Genomic DNA, 17349 nt, shown 5'->3' on the forward strand with positions numbered 1-17349 from the left:
CCATGCGAGCAGCACCGCGCCGTCGGCTCGGCTCGCGCCTCAGTGCACCACGAGGTACAGGACGTACGCGACCGCCGCCGACGGGAGCACGCTGTCGATGCGGTCGAGCAGGCCACCGTGCCCCGGCAGGAAGGTCGAGATGTCCTTGATGCCGAGGTCGCGCTTGATCATCGACTCGGTGAGGTCCCCGATGGTCGCCGAGGCCGTGATCGCGACACCGAGGACGACGCCGAACCACCAGGGCTCGTCGAGGAGCAGCACGGACACGATCACGCCCGCGATCATGCTGGCCAGCAACGACCCGCCGAAGCCCTCCCACGTCTTCTTCGGACTGATCCTCGGCGCCATCGGGTGCTTGCCGAACGACAGACCACTCGCGTAGGCGCCCGTGTCGACGGACACCACGACGATGAGGAACGCCATGGTCCACCACTGGCCGTGTGGCAGCGCGGTGAGGAGCACCGCACATCCGGCGAGCAGTGCGACGTACACCTGGACGAACAGACCCGCCATGAGGTCGAGGACCACACTGTTCGCCGCCAGGCGCGGTCGGGTGGCAGCGAGCTCGACCAGGCGCCACACCGTGATGAGCACGATCCCGGCGATGAGTTCGAGGAGCGCGGCGCGCGGCCCCCCGAAGAAGGCGATCGGGGCGATGGCGACGCCGGTGAGGACACTCGGGATCCGGGGGACGTCACGGCCACCGGCGCGCATGGCCGTCGCGAGCTCGTAGACCGCGACACCGACCAGGAACGCGCCGACGAGGATGAACAGCGCCTTCCAGATGACGAGGCTGCCGACCATCACCAGGCCGAACACGACTCCGATGCCGATCGCCGCGGGCAGGTTGCGTCCGGTGCGCGCGGTCAGCTGTTCGTTCCGGGCCTCGATCTCAGCACGGCGCTGCCGCAGCTGCGTCTCGAAGTCGGTCCGCGCCGACCGTGCGCGCGCGTCGAGGTCGGCGCGGAGCCGCCGCGCGGTGGAAGTGGGCCGGGTCGCGCGATCGTGTTCGCCCGACTCGGGGCGGGGGTCCCCCTGCGACTGCTCCATCAGACCTCGAGGAGTTCCGCTTCCTTCTTCTTGAGCGCGTCGTCGATCTGGTCGACGTAGCGCTTCGTGAGGGCCTCGAGCTCCTTGTCGGCGCGCGAGATCTCGTCGTCCGAGATCTCGCCCTTCAGCGCGTCGAGGTCGTCCTTCGCGCGACGGCGGATGTTCCGGATGACCACCTTGTGGTCCTCGCCCTTGCCCCGGACGATCTTGACGAACTCCTTGCGGCGGTCCTGCGTCAGCTCCGGGATCGTGACCCGGACGATCTCGCCGTCATTCGACGGGCTCGCGCCGAGGTTCGGGAACGTCGCGATCGCGCGCTCGATCTCCTTGAGCGCGGTCTTGTCGTACGGCGTGACGATGAGGGTGCGCGCCTCGGGCGTCTGCAACGACGCGAGCTGCGCGAGCGGCGTCGGCGAACCGTAGTAGTCGACCGGGATCTTCTGGAACAACGCCGCGTTGATGCGGCCGGTGCGGACGGTCGAGAAGTCGTCCTTGGCCACCTCGACGGCGCGCGTCATCTTCTCGGTCGCCTCGGTCAGGACATCACTGATCACGGTCGTTCTCCTTCGGTACGCGTCGAGTCTAGTCGCGCGGGGTCCGTCGACCGTCCGGGAGGCCCCGCGCGCCTCGACCTCGCAGGGCTCAGTTGCTGACGACGGTCCCGATGCGTGCGCCGCGGATGGCGGCGGCGACGTTGCCCTCGCCCTCCATCCCGAACACGTGCATGGGCATGCCGTTGTCCATGCAGAGACTGAAGGCGGTGGCGTCCACGACCTTGAGCCCGCGGACGAGGGCGTCCTGGTAAGTGACCCGCTCGAGCTTCTCGGCCGACGGGTCCTTCTTGGGGTCCGCCGAGTACACCCCGTCGACACCGTTCTTCGCGACGAGGACCTCGTTCGCGCCGATCTCGAGCGCACGCTGCGCGGCCACGGTGTCCGTCGAGAAGTACGGCAGCCCCGCGCCGGCACCGAAGATGACGACACGGCCCTTCTCGAGGTGCCGCTCCGCCCGGCGCGGGATGTAGGGCTCGGCCACCTGCGTCATCGCGATCGCCGACTGGACCCGCGTCGCGGCACCCGCCTGCTCGAGGAAGTCCTGGAGCGCCAGCGCGTTCATGACGGTCCCGAGCATGCCCATGTAGTCGGCGCGGCCGCGGTCCATGCCGCTCTGGCTGAGCTCGGCGCCGCGGAAGAAGTTCCCGCCGCCGACGACCACGGCGATCTCGACGTCGCGTGCTGCTTCGGCGATCTCGCCCGCCAGGCGGCTCACGACCGCGGGGCTCACACCGAGGGATCCGGCGCCGAACGCCTCTCCCGAGAGCTTCAGGAGGACGCGCCTGCGGCCGGTCTTCTCGTCGGTCATCGTTCGGTTCGCCCTTTCGTCGTCGTGCTGGAGGGAATCTATCGGAAGCGGACATGACGACGGGGTCCGGAACATGTCGTTCCGGACCCCGTCGGTGGTGGGTTACGCGCCGACCTTGACGCGGGCGAAGCCCTCGATGGTCAGACCGGCGTCCTGCGCGACCTTGGCCACGGAGACCTTCGAGTCCTTCGCGTAGCCCTGCTCGAGCAGCACGATCTCCTTGAAGAAGCCGTTCAGGCGGCCCTCGATGATCTTCGGGAGGGCGGCCTCCGGCTTGCCCTCGGCGCGCGTGGTCTCCTCGACGATCCCGCGCTCCTTCTCGACGGCCTCGGTCGGGACGTCCTCGCGCGTCAGGTACTTCGGGTCGGCGAACGCGATGTGCTGCGCGATCGACCGAGCCGTCTCGGCGTCGTCACCCGAGTAGGCGACGACGACGCCGACCTGCGGGGGCAGGTCCTGGCTGGTCTTGTGCAGGTAGATCGCGAAGTTCGTGCCGTCGACACGGGCGACCGTGCGGAGCTCGACCTTCTCGCCCATGAGCGCGGCGTTGTCGTTGATGTAGTCGCTGACCGTCTGGCCGTTGACCGTCGCCGCGTTGCCGGCCTCGACCGTGTCGGCACCGGCCTCGGCGACCGCGCCGAGGACCTCGGACGCGAGCGCGATGAAGCGGTCGTTCTTCGCGACGAAGTCGGTCTCGCTCGCGAGCTCGATGATCGTGGCGGCACCGGTGGTCTCGGTGGCGGCGACGAGGCCCGCGGTGGTCGCACGGCCTTCGCGCTTCGCGACACCCTTGAGGCCCTTGACCCGGAGGATCTCGATGGCCTTCTCGATGTCGCCGTCGGCCTCGACGAGCGCGTTCTTGCTGTCGAGCATGCCCGCGCCGAGGCGGTCACGCAGGGTCTTCACGTCAGCTGCGGTGAAGTTCGCCATGGTGGACGTCCTTTCTGGACTCGCGTGTGGTGATGAACGGGGAGGCGCCGGACGGCGCCTCCCCGGTGTGTCCTGTGCGGCTGGTGTTACTCGGCCGGGGTGGTCTCGGCGGCGGCAGCGGCCTCGGCCGTCGGCTCCGCGTTGACCGTCTCGAGCGGCTCGCCCAGCGGCTTCTCGGCGACCTGCGCGTCGGCGTCGTTCTCCTCGACCGTGGCGCCCTCGCCCTCGGTCTGGCCTGCGGCGGTGTTCGACCCGCCCTGCGCGAGGAGCTCCTGCTCCCACTCGGCCAGCGGCTCGACGGGCTCGTCCGACCCGCCCTGGTGGCGGACGGTCAGGCCCTCGGCGGCGGCGTCGGCGACGATGCGCGTCAGCAGACCGACCGAGCGGATCGCGTCGTCGTTGCCCGGGATCGGGTAGGTGATCTCATCGGGATCGCAGTTGGTGTCGAGGATGCCGATGACCGGGATGCCGAGCTTCTGCGCCTCGTCGATGGCGAGGTGCTCCTTCTTGGTGTCGACGACCCACAGGGCGCTCGGCGTGCGCGTGAGGTTGCGGATGCCACCGAGGGTCTTGTGCAGCTTGTCGAGCTCGCGCTTCTTGATGAGGAGCTCCTTCTTGGTGAAGCCCTTCGTCGTGTCGTCGAAGTCGATCTCCTCGAGCTCCTTCATGCGGGCGAGCCGCTTGGAGACCGTCTGGAAGTTCGTGAGGAGACCACCGAGCCAACGCTGGTTGACGTAGGGCTGGCCGACGCGCGTCGCCTGCTCGGCGATGGAGTTCTGCGCCTGCTTCTTGGTGCCGACGAAGAGGATCGTGCCGCCGTGGGCGACGGTCTCCTTGACGAAGTCGTAGGCGCGGTCGATGTAGGACAGCGACTGCTGCAGGTCGATGATGTGGATGCCCGAGCGCTCGGCGAGGATGAAACGCTTCACCTTCGGGTTCCACCGGCGGGTCTGGTGCCCGAAGTGCACGCCGCTGTCGAGCAGCTGGCGGATGGTGACGACGGCCATTGCCGTTCTCCTTTTCCGGCGCACGGCACGGCCGCGCGCTGATGTTGCGGTTTGTCGACCACGACCGGCGGTCGGGTCCCTGGTGCCCGGCGCACGACCGCCGCGACGCCGGAGAGGACCAGCGGGCGGACCGATGGGCGTGGAGGCCGATGGGCACGCGAAGTCAGCGCTCAGCGCGCTGCTGCACTCAGGATAGCACCAGCCGGTCGCGCCGCAGGACGCCGGGAGGCACGGTGCCGGTGACTCGATCGTCTCCCGTGCCCCGTGCCTCCTGGACGACCGGCAACGCCGATCGCGATGGTCCCGCGCCCGTCAGGACCTGCTGCCGACCTTGCCGCCCTCGGCGCTGACACCCATCTCCTCGAGCGAGCGGCCCTTGGTCTCCGGGATCTTGGCGAGCACGAAGAAGAACGACACGAGCGCGAACAACGCGTAGATGCCGTACGTGACCGTCAGGTTGAAGCCCGACAGCGCGGGGAACGTGATCGTGACCACGAAGTTGGCGACCCAGTTGGCCGCCGAACCGATGCCGAGCGCGGTCGCGCGGATGCGGTTCGGGAACATCTCACCCAGGAGCACCCACATGAGCGGGCCCCACGTCGCACCGAACGACACGACGAACAGGTTGGCGAAGACGAGCGCGATGACGCCCCACGGACCCGGCAGGTGCGGATTGCCGCTGGAGTCCAGCGACGCCTGCGAGAACGAGATCGCGACCATGAGCAGCGACACGAACATGCCGGCCGATCCGGCGACGAGCAGGGGCTTCCGACCGAGGCGGTCGACCGTGAAGATCGCCACGAACGTGACGACGACGTTGATCACCGACGAGATGGTCGAGATCGTGAAGGAGTCCGACGCCTTGAACCCGACGGCCTGCCACAGGGTCGTCGAGTAGTAGAAGATCACGTTGATGCCGACGAACTGCTGGAGCACGGCGAGGATGATGCCGACCCAGACGATGCCCTTGAGGCCGAAGCGGTCGCCGCGGATCGTGCCCTTCTGCTGCTGTTCCTCCTGGCGGATGCCGTCCTCGATCTCGTCGAGGGACGTGTCCACGGTGTCGCTCGGCACGATCTTCGTCAGCACCTCCCGCGCATCGTCCTTGCGCCCCTGCGCGGCGAGGTACCGCGGCGACTCGGGCAGCACGAGCGCCAAGACGCCGTACACGACCGACGGGATCACCCCGACGAGGAACATCCAGCGCCACGCCTCGAGGCCCCAGAAGTGCCCACTCGCGGTGCCGCCACCGCCGATCGCGATGACCTGGTCGGACAGCAGCGCGGCGAAGATGCCCAGCGTGATCGCCAGCTGCTGGAACGACGCCAGTCGACCGCGGATGCCCTTCGGCGCGACCTCGGAGATGTAGGCGGGCGCGATCACCGACGCGGTGCCGATGCCGAGACCGCCGATGAGGCGGAACACCACGAAGAACGTGGTGTCGGGCGAGAACGCCACCGCCACCGAGCTGACGAAGAACAGGATCGCCGCGATGAACATCACGCGGGTGCGGCCCCAACGGTCCGCGACCCGCCCGGCGAAGTAGGCGCCGAAGGCGCAGCCGATCAAGGCGCTCGCGACCGCGAAGCCGCTCCCCCCGGCCGACAGCTTGAACTGGTCGGTGATCGCCGACTCGGCGCCGTTGATCACCGAGCTGTCGAACCCGAAGAGGAACCCGCCGACCGCTGCGGCGATGGCGAACGCAGTCACCTTGCCCTTGAACGCCCGGTCTGTGCCGGACCTCGTCGTCGATGTGCTCACGTGCTCCTCGTTCCCGCCGGCGTACGACCGAGTCGCCGTGCGCTGCCCCGGAGGTCGGCTGGTCGCCGTCCGGGGCGGCGTTGCTCGGGACCGGAGCGCCTGCCACGGTACCCCTGGGGCCGTGTCCGTGGTCGTCATCGCACGCCGCAGTCGCTCCCCCTCCCCAGGACCCGCCACCAAGCAGCACTCCCCGCACGCTCGCGCAGCGTCCCCTCGAGACGTGCGGTGGGGACCAGGCTCGGCCCATGAACACGACAGGACGGTCGCGAGCGGTGCCCTCTCCCCTGCGGACGACGACGCCGCGCAGATCCTGGACGCGCCTCGGCGCGGCGCTGGTGGTCGTCCCGCGCGTCCTCGTGCTGTACGTCGTCGCGCTGTGCACCGTCACGTTGGGCGCTGGGCCCGCGCGTGCTGGTTCCTCGTGCGCTGGACCCCCGTGTGCAGGGGCACTCCGGCGCCCGGCGTCGATCCCGTCGGCGAGCATGACGGCGTCGGCCTGGACCTGGCCCGTCCCGGAGCGCGTCGTCCTCCGGCCGTTCGAACCCCCGGCACACGACTACGGCGCGGGGCACCGCGGGATCGACGTCCGCGCATCCGTCGGCACGCTCGCGCTGGCCCCGGCGGCGGGGACCGTGGTGTTCGCCGGGCCCGTGGCAGGACGCGGCGTCGTGACGATCGACCACGGCCGTGGCGTCCGGAGCTCGCTCGACTCGGTCACGCCGGACGTCGTGGTCGGCACCACGGTCGCGGCCGGGACCCCTGTCGGTCGTGTCGCGGTCGGACACTGCCCGGCCGCCGCGCCCTGCGTCCACCTGGGTGTGCGGGTCGACGAGCGGTACGTCGACCCGCTCGCGTACCTCGCACCGGCGGCCTGGCCCGTGCTCCTGCCACCCGGTGATCACGCCCGAGGGTGAGCACTCCGGTACGCCTCGCGCAGGCGCGCACTCGACACGTGGGTGTAGATCTGCGTCGTGCCGAGGCTCGCGTGCCCGAGCATCTCCTGCACGGCCCGGAGATCGGCCCCGCCATCGAGCAGGTGCGTCGCCGCGCTGTGCCGGAACGTGTGCGGGCCCGCGGGACCGTCCCCCGGTTCAGACGCCAGGATCCGCGCGATGAGCCGGTACACCCCGCGGACGCCGAGCCGGGCACCCCGGTCACCCAGGAACAACGCCGACGGGTCCGGCGCCTGGGCACGGCCGACGAGCACCGGTCGGCCCTGTTCCATCCAGGCACCGAGGGCGTCGTCCGCGGGCACGCCGAAGGGGACGACCCGTTCGCGTCCGCCCTTGCCCAGGACACGGACCGTCAGCCGGTTCCGGTCGACGTCCGCGAGGTCGATGCCCACGAGCTCACCGACCCGCAGCGCCGACGCGTACAGGAGCTCCACGACGGCGCGGTCACGGAGGGCTCCCGGATCGCCGTCCGCGGCGCGGTCACCGAGGGTCGTCAGGATGCCCTCGACACGGTCGGCACGCACCACTCGCGGCAGGTGGGCGCCGCCCTTCGGCGCACGGAGCCGGACGCCGGGGTCGGTGGCGATCCGACCGGTCTCGGCGGCCCACCGGGTGAAGGCGCGCACCGACGAGGCCCGGCGGGCGATCGTCGTCCGAGCGAGTCCACGCTCGGTCGCACGCCACAACCAGTCCCGGAGCACCTCGAGGGTGAGCTCGTCCGGCCGACCGACACCACGCTCCGCCGCGAACGCCACCAGGTCCTCGAGGTCACCGCTGTAGGCGCGGACCGTCTGGGCGCTCAGACCACGACCGTGGACGAGGTGGTCGAGGAACGCGTGCGTGGCGCGGACCAACTCCAGGTCCTCGGCCGCGGGCGTCATGGGCCAACCGTAGTCGCCGCCGGTCGCCCTCACGGAACCAGGCGCCACCCCGTCCGGTGGCGTTCCGCCCGGCCCTCGAGCTCGGCCAGGGCGAGCGCGTCCTCCGTCGCGGCGGTCCCCAGCCCGGACCGTCGAGCGACCTCGTCCACGGACAGTCCCGCGCGGCGGCTGAGCGCATCGAGCACACGGAGCAGCTCGGGGTCGTCCTGCGCCGATCGGATGCGGAGCGGCCCGCCGTCGGCGTCCGGACCGCTCACCGCCCGCACCGCATCGGCGGGGGCGGTGAGCAGCGTCGCCCGACCGCTGGACACCAGTCGGTGGCACCCGACCGACGACGGTGAGGTGAGCGGACCCGGCACCGCCAGCACGGGTCGACCGAGCTGAGCGGCGTGATGGGCCGTGTTGAGCGCCCCGGACCGCGCGCCCGCCTCGACGACCACCACGGCGTCGGCGAGGGCCGCGATCAACCGGTTGCGCTGGAGGAACCGCCACCGCGTCGGCCGGACCCCGGGTGGCGCCTCGGCCACGACGGCCCCGCGCCGCATGACGCGGTGGAGGAGTTCCACGTTCGCCGCCGGGTAGAGCTGGTCGACACCGCCCGCGAGCACCGCCACGGTGGGTGTACCCGCAGCGAGGGCCACGCGGTGTGCCACCGCGTCGATCCCGTGTGCGCCGCCCGACACGACCAGCACGCCTGCATCGGCCGCGGCCGAGGCGAGGTCGGCCGCTGTCTCGGCTCCGTAGGGGGTCTCCGCGCGGGACCCCACCACCGCGAGCGATGGCGCGGACGCCCACCACGACGCGGGCGGGGCGGTGCTGCGCACCCAGAGCGCGAGCGGTGCGTGCGGGCCGAGATCCGCCAGCCGCTCGGGCCAGTCACGGTCCCCGGGAACCAGGAGTCGTGCGCCGACCGCCGCCGCCGCGTCGAGCACGCGATCGGGGTCGAGATGTCGCAGCCGCGGCGCCCAGCGGGCGAGCGCGGCGACGAGCGCCTGCACGAGTTCGCGGTGGTCCTCGTCGGCCACCGGAACCTGTGCGCGGCAGGCGTCGGCGATGCGGAGGGCGTCGTCGCCGCGCCTCACCAGGCGGAGCGCGTCCACCGCCCCCAGGGCGGCGACGAGGTGCCCGGCGACCGCGTCCCCCGGCTCCGTGACGACGGTCCAGAGCGCCGCGGCGACGGCCGTGTCCGGATCGCCGTCGTCCGTCCTGCCGACGCCGCGCAGGCGAGCGGCCGCGGTGGCGCTCACAGGGCGCTCCGCAGCGCGATCGCCTGACGCACGTGGTCGGTGTCGGGCCGCTCCTCGCCCGCCAGGTCGGCGAGCGTCCACGCCATGCGCAGGATCCGGTCGTACCCGCGCATCGTCAGCGTCCCCCGTTCGAGTCCGACATCGAGCGACCGTGTCGTCGTGGTCGGCAACGCGATGTCGGCGCTCCGGAGATGGGTGCCGGGGACGTGGGCGTTGAGCCGCCACGGGGTGCCTCGCCAGCGCCGGGACATCGCGGCCCGGGCGGCGACGACGCGCTCTCGCGCCACGGCCGTGGTCATCGGGTCATCGACGTCGGAGCGGATGCGAGCAGGGGTGACCCGGGGCACCGCGAGCCGGACGTCGATCCGGTCGAGCAACGGGCCGGACAGCCGTCCGAGGTATCGACGCCGCGCGAGCGGCGGGCACTCGCACGGCGGTCCGGGGACGCCGTACCGGCCGCAGGGGCACGGGTTCGCCGCGAGCACGAGTTGGAAGCGTGCCGGGAAGTGCGCGCGTCCCACCGCGCGGTGGATGGTCACGGTGCCGGACTCGAGCGGCTGCCGCAGGGTGTCGAGCACGCTCCGGGGGAACTCGGTCGCCTCGTCCAGGAACAGCACCCCGTGTGTCGCACGGGACACGGCGCCCGGCAGGATGAGACGGCTGCCGCCGCCGATCAGCGCGACCGGACTCGTCGAGTGGTGCGGGTGCTCGTACGGCGGCCGGACCGTCCACGACTCCGCGCCGTGGCCGGCGAGCGACCGGATGGCCGCCACCTCGAGCGCGGTGACCGGATCGAGGTCGGGCAGGAGGCCGGGCAACCGTTCGGCGAGCATCGTCTTGCCCGCGCCGGGTGGGCCGAGGAACAGCACGTGGTGACCACCGGCGGCCGCCAGGACGAGGGCGCGGACCGCGGTCGGGTTGCCGACGACGTCCGCCAGTTCCTTCGGTTCGGGGTCCGCCGCCGTGACCGCCGCGGCGGTCACGGGTTCGGCCGGCTCGGCGAGCAGGTCGGCTCCTGCCAGGATCGCGGCGTCGCGGAGGGTGACGACCGGCTCGACACGGATGCCGGGGACGTACGACGCCTCGGCGGCGTTGCCCGCCGGCACCACGGCACGCTCGGCACCCGCCTCGCGCGCGGCGGCGAGCATGGGGATGATGCCGGGGACGGGACGGACTCGCCCGTCGAGCCCGAGCTCGCCGATGTGCACCGTCCCGGCCGGGTCGGCGGGCACGACCCCCGCGGCGACGAACACCGCCATGGCGATCGCGAGGTCGAACCCGGAGCCGTGCTTCGGCACGGAGGCCGGGATGAGGTTGACGGTGATGCGCCGCGCGGGCAGCGCGCTGCCCGCGTTCGACGCCGCGGCACGGACCCGCTCGCGGGCTTCACCCAGGGCCGCGTCCGGCAGGCCGATGATGCTGAACGAGGGCAGCTGACTCGACAGGTGCGCCTCGACCTCGACCATGCGGCCGGTGATGCCGAGCAGCGCGACGGCCGTGGTCCGCCCGATGCCGCTCACGCGATGTCCTCGAGGTGCTCGACCGCGACGTGGTCGCCGACCATGAGGACCGCGACTGCGTCGACGCGGACGGCCGCGGCGCGAGCGACGCGGGGATGTGTCGCGCACCACTCCGCGGCGAGCCGGCGGAGCCGGGTGCGTTTGCGGCGGGTGATCGCCTCGAACGGGTGTCCTGCAGTCGTCACCGTGCGCGTCTTCACCTCGACCACGGCCACCGTCTGCCCGTGGCGCACCACGAGATCGAGCTCCCCGCTCGGGCCTCGCCAGTTCCGGTCGAGGACGCGGGCCCCCCGTTCCTCGAACCACCGCGCTGCGATGTCCTCTCCCGCCGCCCCGGTCCGGCGGTTGTGACCGCCATCGTCCTGTGTCACCTGCATCGTTCCTCCCGGACCGAGCCTGCCGAATCCGGGATCCACGCATTTCGCGTGGCGCGGATCGGTGGAAGGAATGCGATTCGGCTGGATTGTGGAGGACGGGAGGAATTGACAGGACGGATGTCCTGCTGAGAACACGAACGGCGGATCCGCGTGCGCGGATCCGCCGTTTCCCGACGGTCGTTCAGCGATCGTCGGAATGCGTCGTCAGTGGGCGGCCGCGTAGGCCTCCTGCACCGCCGCCGAGATACGGCCACGGCTGGAGACGTTGTGACCGTTCTCCTGCGCCCATTCCCGGATCTTCGCGAGATCGGCCGAGTTCCCGCGCTTGGCCGGGGTCTTGGTCGAACCCGATCCGGAACCCGAACGCCGGGCCCCCACCTTCCGCGCTGCGGCGATGTAGTCCGACAGGACTTCGCGGAACGCGTCGACGTGGTCGTTGGACAGGTCGATCTCGTAGGTCGCTCCGTCGAACGCGAACTCGACGGTCCGGCCGTCGCCCGCGCCGATCGGGGTGTCGTCGAGATCGTCCACCAGCTGAACGGTCACCTTCTGGGCCATGTGCACACTCCTTGCCCACCGTGGGGACGGTGGTTCTCCGGTCGTTGACGACGTCGATGACGTGGGGCATGCGGACATGTCCACGAATTGACGCCAGCACACAGCGTAACCATCCCGGATTGCACTCGCTCCCGGAATTGCGGAATGCCGTCGAATTCGTCGGCGCCGGGTCCCTGATTTCACCCCGCCGGGGTGAACACCCCGTGCACGGCGCACCTACTCGTCGAGGGCGAGTTCCTTGGGGAGTTCGAGCTCCCGACTCGTCAGTTCCTCGACGTTGACGTCCTTGAACGTGAGCACTCGAACTGATTTGACGAAGCGATCGGAACGGTAGACGTCCCACACCCAGACGTCGTTCATGCTCAGTTCGAAGTAGAAGTCGTGCTCGGTGTCCCGCCGGACGAGTTCGACCTCGTTCGCCAGGTAGAACCGTCGCTCGGTCTCGACCACGTAGCGGAACTGGGACACCACGTCGCGGTACTCACGGTACAGCGCGAGCTCGACCTCGCGGTCGTAGTCGTCGAATTCGTCGTCATCCATCGCCGCACATCCTACGGCGCGACGAGCTTCAGGAGCGCTCGGGGTCGGCTCCGACGAGCGGGCGGACCCCGTCGTCGACCGACGGGACCGCGTCGTGGGCGGATGGGACCGCGTCGTCGCCGGACGGGACGTCCTCGTCGAGCTCGAACAGCGGCTCGACCTCGACGACGGGATCGCATCGGTGGAGCCACGACCGACGGTGGAGCGCGTGCGGACCGGCGGCACGGATGCCGTCGTAGTGCTCCGTTGAGCCGTACCCCTTGTTCGACGCCCAGGCGTAGTGCGGGGCCTCCTCGTGCGCGGCGACCATGAGGGCGTCGCGCCGCACCTTCGCGACGACCGACGCGGCGGCGACCGAGGCGCAGTCGCGGTCGGCCTTGACCCGCACGAGCACGTCGACCGGGTCGCGGAGCGCTCGGCTCAGCCAGTCGAACGAGCCGTCGAGGACCACGACCGCACCGTCCAACGCGATCCCGGCCGCGACGAGCTGGTCGATGCCGCGCGCCCCGGCCACTCCGAGCGCCGTGACGATGCCCTGCTCGTCCACGAGGTCCGCCGATGCCATCCCGACCGCGGTGGTCGCCCAGGCCTCGAGCCGCGGCACCAGCGCCTCACGCTTGGCGGGCGAGAGCAGCTTCGAGTCCGCGAGCCCGCTCGGCATCCGGCCGACCGCGATCGTGACCGCCGCGACCCCGACGGCCACGGGGCCGGCGATCGCTCCGCGACCGACCTCGTCGCACCCGATGACGGTCACGCGACCCTGCTCGAGCAAGGAGCGTTCCCATCGCAGGGTCGGCCGCGCAGGCCGCTTCGCGCCGCGCACTGCGCTCGCCGCCGTCACGAGTCCCGCTGCTCCACGCCCGCGAAGACGTCCGGGTAGTCCCCGAGCCACGACCACCGGCTCGTCGGCCACGAGATCACGAACGCGCGCCCCACGACGTCGGACTCCGGCACGAAGCCATGGCTCGGCGTCTGCCGGTTGTACCGGGAGTCCTTCGAGTCGTACCGGTTGTCACCCATCACCCACAGCGAGTGGGCCGGCACGGTGATCGAGAAGTCCGTGCCGGATGCGCGGGTCTCCCCCGCCGGCAGGGTGATGTACGGCTCCTTGATGGGCACGCCGTTCACCGAGAGCTGTCCGAAGTCGTTGCAGCAGGACACCTTGTCGCCCGGCAGCCCGATCACGCGCTTGATCAGGTGGTCGTCGCTGTCCGCGGTCCCGAGGCCGACCTGCGTGAGCAGCCACTCGGCGGCCTTGCCGAGCGCCGTGTGCGGGGTCAGGTCGGGGAGCTGCTCGCCGTCGAGCCATCCACCCGGGTCCTTGAACACGACGACGTCACCGCGTTTGAGTCCGACCACGTGCGGCACGAGTTCGTTCACGATGACCCGGTCGTTCGGGACGAGGGTCTCCTCCATCGACGCCGAGGGGATGTAGAACGACCTGATCAGGAACGTCTTCACGAGGAACGACACGAGCAGCGCCGCGAGGAAGATGATGACGAGGTCGCGGAGGAAGGTGAGCGCTCCATTGCGGCGGCGCGGCTCGCCCCGGCGACGGGTCTCCCCGTCGGTGATCGGTTCGGTCATTGACGTCCTGCTGGTCCTTGAACGGTGACGGACGAGACAGCGAAGGCCCCCCGTCCAGCGAACACGCTACATGGACGGGAGGCCCTCGCCGACGCTCGGCGCGCTGGCTGATCCTTCGAGGAGGATCAGGCTTCGCGCTTCTCCTTGATCTTCGCCTTCTTGCCGCGGAGCTCGCGGAGGTAGTAGAGCTTGGCGCGACGCACGTCACCGCGGGTCACGAGCTCGATGTGGTCGATCACCGGGGAGTGCACCGGGAAGGTCCGCTCGACGCCGACCTGGAAGCTGACCTTGCGGACCGTGAAGGTCTCGCGGACCCCGTGGCCCTGTCGGCCGATCACGACGCCCTGGAACACCTGGACACGCGAGCGCGTGCCTTCGATGATGTTGACGTGCACCTTGACGGTGTCACCGGCGCGGAAGGCGGGGATGTCGCTCTTGAGCGAGGCGGCGTCCACCTGGTCGAGGAGCTGGCTCATGATGTGTCACTCTCTGCGGCCGCGCACGGGTCGGTCGCTGATCGATGGGAAGATGTGGTGCGTGCCCCACGAGCGGCGGTTCCCCCGTGGCAGAACCAGGCCAGGGCACGGCTGTCCATCTTGCCACAGGCTGTATGGCCAGCGCCACCCGGGCCGTCAGCCTGGACCACGTCCCGCGCGGGGTCGGCGTGCCGAAGCGCGGCCCGTGCGGTGCAGGATGGTGTGCATGATCGAACTGCGCACCCCCGCCGAGCTCGACGGCCTCCGCACCGCCGGACGGTTCGTCGCGGACGTCCTGGACGCGCTCGTCGACGCCACCGACGTCGGCGTCGACCTGCTCGACCTCGACGCGCTGGCCGGTCGGATGATCGCGGAGCACGGCGCGGAGAGCTGCTACGTCGACTACCACCCGTCGTTCGGCGCGATGCCGTTCGGCCGGTACCTCTGCACGTCCGTCAACGACGCCGCGCTGCACGGCCTGCCCCACGCGCAGCGCCTCGTCGACGGCGATCTGGTGAGCCTCGACTTCGCCGCGAGCGTGGACGGCTGGGTCGCGGACTCGGCCGTGACGGTCCAGGTGGGGACCCCGCGCGCCGAGGACCAGCGCCTCGTCGCGACCGTCCGGCGCGCGCTCGACGCGGGGATCGCCGCGGCCCGTCCCGGCAACCGTCTCGGCGACGTCTCGTCGGCCATCGGCTCGGTGGCACGGGATGCGGGCTACCCGGTCAACCTCCAGTTCGGCGGCCACGGTGTCGGCCGCTCGATGCACGGCGACCCCCACGTCCCGAACGACGGCCGCGCGGGCCGGGGGATGGTCCTCCGTCCCGGTCTCGTGATGGCGATCGAGCCGTGGCTCATGGCCGGCACGGACGAGCTCTACCAGGACCAGGACGGCTGGACCCTGCGCAGCAGCGATGGGTCGCGGGCGGCGCACGTCGAGCACACCGTGGCGGTCACGGATAACGGCCCGGAGGTCCTCACGCTGCGCAGCGCCGAGCGGGCCGCCCTCCTCGCCTGACGTCTAGTCGCCGAGGAGGTCCGGCCGGACCCGCCGCGTCCGCTCGAGCTGCTGCTCGTGGCGCCACGCAGCGACGCGCCCGTGATGCCCGCTGAGCAGGACCTCGGGGACGTCGAGACCCCGCCAGGACGCCGGTTTCGTGTAGCTCGGGTACTCGAGCAGGCCGTCCTCGTGCGACTCCTCGGTGAGGCTCCCGGGGTTGCCGACGACGCCCGGGACGAGCCGCCCCACGGCCTCGACGATCGCCATCGCCGCGACCTCGCCACCGTTGAGCACGTAGTCCCCGAGCGAGACCTCACGCACGGACGCGCGAGAGGACGCCCACTCGACGATCCGCGCGTCGATGCCCTCGTACCGGCCGCACGCGAACACGAGGTGTTCCTGCTCGGCGAGGGCACGCGCGGTCTCCTGTCGGAACGGCACCCCGGCAGGGGTCGGCACGACGAGGGTCGAGGACCGGTCGGGCCGCAGGAGCCCTTCGAGCGCGAGGCCCCACGGCTCCGGCTTCATCACCATGCCGGCACCGCCGCCGTACGGGGTGTCGTCGACGGTCCGGTGGCGGTCCGAGGTGTGGTCGCGGAGGTCGTGCACGTGCACGTCGAGCAGACCCCCCTGCCGCGCGCGACCGAGGAGCGAGACGTCCAGCACGCCGAAGAACTCCGGGAAGATCGTGACGATGTCGATCCGCACGGGTCAGTCCTCGTCGTGGTCGGTGGCGGACCCGTCGGCCTCCGCCTCCGACGCACCGGCGGCGTCCTCCGGGCCGTCGGCGGCGTCCTCGGGCGCTTCGATGACCTCCTCGAACAGCCCGGTCGGGGGCGTCACGGTGAGCGTGCCCCCGGCGATGTCCACCGACGGGACGATCGCGCTCACGAACGGGACGAGGACCTCGCCACGGGACGGCGTGTCGATCGCCAGCAGGTCCTGCGCCGGCAGGTGGTCGACCCGCGCGACCGTCCCGACCTCGACGCCCTCGCGGAGGACCCGGAGCCCGACGAGCTGGTGGTCGTACCATGCGTCGTCCTCGCCCGTCGGCTCGTCCTCGTCCTGCTCAACCCAGAGGATCGCCTTGACGAGCGTCTCGGCGACCGTCCGGTCGGGGACACCGACGAAGAACGCGACGGGGTGCGCGTTGTACCACCGGAGCTCCTGGAGCTCGAGGTCCTTGCCGGACCACGGCGAATCGTCCGGCACCTGGAGCGAGAAGACGGCTCCCGGGGTGAACCGACGGTCCGGGTCGTCCGTGTAGAGCTCGAGCTTGAGACCGCCCTTGAGCCCGTGCGCCTTGCTGAGTCGACCCACCCGGAGCTGGGTCGTGCGACTAGGAATCGGTGTCGACCACGTCGACCCGCACCCGCTGACCGTCGGCGAGCGCCGACACGAGGGTGCGGAGCGCCTTCGCGGTCCGTCCGGCGCGTCCGATCACGCGGCCGAGGTCCTCGGGGTGCACGCGCACCTCGAGGACCTCGCCACGCGGAGAGGTGGAGCTGGCGACGCGCACGTCGTCAGGGTGATCGACGATCCCCTTGACGAGGTGCGTCAGCGCGGATTCGAGCAAGACCTACGCCTCGGCGGCGGTCTCGTCGGTGGCGTCCGCGGCCGGAGCGGCCGGGGCCTGCTTCTCCGACTTCGGCTTGAGGACCGGCTTCTTCTTGTCGTCGGCGACGAAGGCCTGCTTCGGCTCGGCGGTCTTGACGGTGCTCGTCGCCGAGGCGTCGCCCTTGAACTTGCCCCAGTCACCCGTGAGCTTGAGGAGGGCGGCGACCTGCTCGGTCGGCTGCGCGCCGACGCCGAGCCAGTACTGCGCGCGGTCCGAGTCGATGTCGATGACCGAGGGCTCCTCGGTCGGGTGGTACTTGCCGATCTCCTCGATGACACGACCATCGCGCTTGGTGCGCGAGTCGGCGACGACGACACGGTAGTACGGCGCTCGGATCTTCCCGAGGCGCTTGAGGCGGATCTTGACAGCCACGTTTGCTCCTGTTGCGTGTTCAGAGTGGTTGAACTGCCGACCGTGGGCGTGGGGGCACACGCGGCGAAAGCTCGGATGGAAGTCGCGCACCGCCTGATAGAGGGTCGGGC

At 71.1% G+C, this 17349-nt stretch carries 21 protein-coding genes; 2 read left to right on the forward strand and 19 right to left on the reverse strand.

Annotated features, from left to right (window positions below):
• Positions 1-39 precede the first annotated feature (39 nt).
• The 6 genes from DEI81_RS04390 to DEI81_RS04415 all read right to left on the reverse strand — a co-directional run bounded on the left by DEI81_RS04390 (position 40) and on the right by DEI81_RS04415 (position 6110).
• Entirely contained in the window at positions 40-1050 is a 1011-nt protein-coding gene (locus DEI81_RS04390) for a phosphatidate cytidylyltransferase (protein WP_111009273.1), read from the reverse strand.
• A complete protein-coding gene (gene frr / locus DEI81_RS04395) occupies positions 1050-1604 on the reverse strand; it encodes a ribosome recycling factor (RefSeq protein WP_111009274.1) in 555 nt (184 codons plus the stop codon). The genes DEI81_RS04390 and frr overlap by 1 nt, the downstream gene beginning before the upstream one ends.
• An 88-nt stretch (positions 1605-1692) precedes the next feature.
• Complete coding sequence (gene pyrH, locus DEI81_RS04400; protein WP_111009275.1) at positions 1693-2412, reverse strand: UMP kinase; 720 nt, start codon at positions 2410-2412, stop codon at positions 1693-1695.
• Positions 2413-2514: 102 nt separating this feature from the next.
• Positions 2515-3342 carry a translation elongation factor Ts gene (gene tsf / locus DEI81_RS04405; RefSeq protein ID WP_111009276.1) on the reverse strand — a complete coding sequence of 276 codons (828 nt, stop codon included), beginning with the start codon at positions 3340-3342 and terminating at the stop codon, positions 2515-2517.
• Positions 3343-3428: 86 nt separating this feature from the next.
• Positions 3429-4349 (reverse strand): 30S ribosomal protein S2, encoded by a 921-nt coding sequence (rpsB, locus tag DEI81_RS04410; RefSeq protein WP_111009277.1) that lies wholly within the window; start codon positions 4347-4349, stop codon positions 3429-3431.
• A 312-nt stretch (positions 4350-4661) separates the two neighbouring features.
• Positions 4662-6110 carry a sugar porter family MFS transporter gene (locus DEI81_RS04415; protein ID WP_258368489.1) on the reverse strand — a complete coding sequence of 483 codons (1449 nt, stop codon included), beginning with the start codon at positions 6108-6110 and terminating at the stop codon, positions 4662-4664.
• Positions 6111-6592: 482 nt separating this feature from the next.
• Between DEI81_RS04415 and DEI81_RS16135 the strand changes: the two genes are divergently transcribed.
• Positions 6593-7024 (forward strand): murein hydrolase activator EnvC, encoded by a 432-nt coding sequence (locus DEI81_RS16135; RefSeq protein WP_181435319.1) that lies wholly within the window; start codon positions 6593-6595, stop codon positions 7022-7024.
• On the opposite strand, the gene DEI81_RS04425 is transcribed toward DEI81_RS16135, so the two are convergent.
• From DEI81_RS04425 to rplS, 9 genes are all read right to left on the reverse strand, one after another.
• Positions 7009-7944 carry a tyrosine recombinase XerC gene (locus tag DEI81_RS04425; protein ID WP_146244012.1) on the reverse strand — a complete coding sequence of 312 codons (936 nt, stop codon included), beginning with the start codon at positions 7942-7944 and terminating at the stop codon, positions 7009-7011. The genes DEI81_RS16135 and DEI81_RS04425 overlap by 16 nt on opposite strands.
• A 29-nt stretch (positions 7945-7973) precedes the next feature.
• Entirely contained in the window at positions 7974-9191 is a 1218-nt protein-coding gene (dprA, locus tag DEI81_RS04430; protein ID WP_111009279.1) for a DNA-processing protein DprA, read from the reverse strand.
• Entirely contained in the window at positions 9188-10657 is a 1470-nt protein-coding gene (locus DEI81_RS04435) for a YifB family Mg chelatase-like AAA ATPase (protein WP_375334759.1), read from the reverse strand. The genes dprA and DEI81_RS04435 overlap by 4 nt, the downstream gene beginning before the upstream one ends.
• Before the next feature lie 50 nt (positions 10658-10707).
• Positions 10708-11082 (reverse strand): YraN family protein, encoded by a 375-nt coding sequence (locus DEI81_RS04440; RefSeq protein WP_258368491.1) that lies wholly within the window; start codon positions 11080-11082, stop codon positions 10708-10710.
• Between the two features lie 210 nt (positions 11083-11292).
• Entirely contained in the window at positions 11293-11646 is a 354-nt protein-coding gene (locus DEI81_RS04445; protein WP_111009282.1) for an Lsr2 family protein, read from the reverse strand.
• 216 nt (positions 11647-11862) lie between these two features.
• Positions 11863-12186: a DUF2469 family protein gene (locus DEI81_RS04450; RefSeq protein WP_111009283.1), complete on the reverse strand. Its 324-nt coding sequence runs from the start codon at positions 12184-12186 to the stop codon at positions 11863-11865.
• Positions 12187-12214: 28 nt separating this feature from the next.
• The gene (locus DEI81_RS04455) at positions 12215-12940 is read right to left on the reverse strand and encodes a ribonuclease HII (protein ID WP_258368492.1); all 726 of its coding nucleotides are present in this window, start codon (positions 12938-12940) and stop codon (positions 12215-12217) included.
• A gap of 83 nt (positions 12941-13023) precedes the next feature.
• Positions 13024-13773 carry a signal peptidase I gene (lepB, locus tag DEI81_RS04460; RefSeq protein WP_111009284.1) on the reverse strand — a complete coding sequence of 250 codons (750 nt, stop codon included), beginning with the start codon at positions 13771-13773 and terminating at the stop codon, positions 13024-13026.
• Between the two features lie 125 nt (positions 13774-13898).
• Positions 13899-14249, reverse strand: coding sequence for a 50S ribosomal protein L19 (gene rplS, locus DEI81_RS04465; RefSeq protein ID WP_111009285.1), 351 nt, complete (start codon positions 14247-14249; stop codon positions 13899-13901).
• Positions 14250-14475: 226 nt separating this feature from the next.
• Here rplS and map point away from each other — a divergent pair, with 226 nt between their 5' ends.
• On the forward strand, positions 14476-15267 hold the full coding sequence (gene map / locus DEI81_RS04470; protein WP_111009286.1) for a type I methionyl aminopeptidase: 792 nt from the start codon (positions 14476-14478) through the stop codon (positions 15265-15267).
• Positions 15268-15270: 3 nt separating this feature from the next.
• Here map and trmD read toward each other — a convergent pair whose 3' ends face one another.
• The 4 genes from trmD to rpsP are packed head-to-tail and all read right to left on the reverse strand — an operon-like array spanning position 15271 to position 17239.
• Positions 15271-15957 (reverse strand): tRNA (guanosine(37)-N1)-methyltransferase TrmD, encoded by a 687-nt coding sequence (trmD, locus tag DEI81_RS04475; protein WP_111009287.1) that lies wholly within the window; start codon positions 15955-15957, stop codon positions 15271-15273.
• Positions 15958-15960: 3 nt separating this feature from the next.
• A complete protein-coding gene (gene rimM, locus DEI81_RS04480; RefSeq protein ID WP_111009288.1) occupies positions 15961-16569 on the reverse strand; it encodes a ribosome maturation factor RimM in 609 nt (202 codons plus the stop codon).
• A gap of 19 nt (positions 16570-16588) precedes the next feature.
• Positions 16589-16825 (reverse strand): RNA-binding protein, encoded by a 237-nt coding sequence (locus DEI81_RS04485; protein WP_111009289.1) that lies wholly within the window; start codon positions 16823-16825, stop codon positions 16589-16591.
• A gap of 3 nt (positions 16826-16828) precedes the next feature.
• Positions 16829-17239 (reverse strand): 30S ribosomal protein S16, encoded by a 411-nt coding sequence (gene rpsP / locus DEI81_RS04490; RefSeq protein ID WP_111009290.1) that lies wholly within the window; start codon positions 17237-17239, stop codon positions 16829-16831.
• Positions 17240-17349: the final 110 nt, after the last annotated feature.

It is taken from the genome of Curtobacterium sp. MCBD17_013, assembly GCF_003234565.1.
Lineage (GTDB): Bacteria > Actinomycetota > Actinomycetes > Actinomycetales > Microbacteriaceae > Curtobacterium.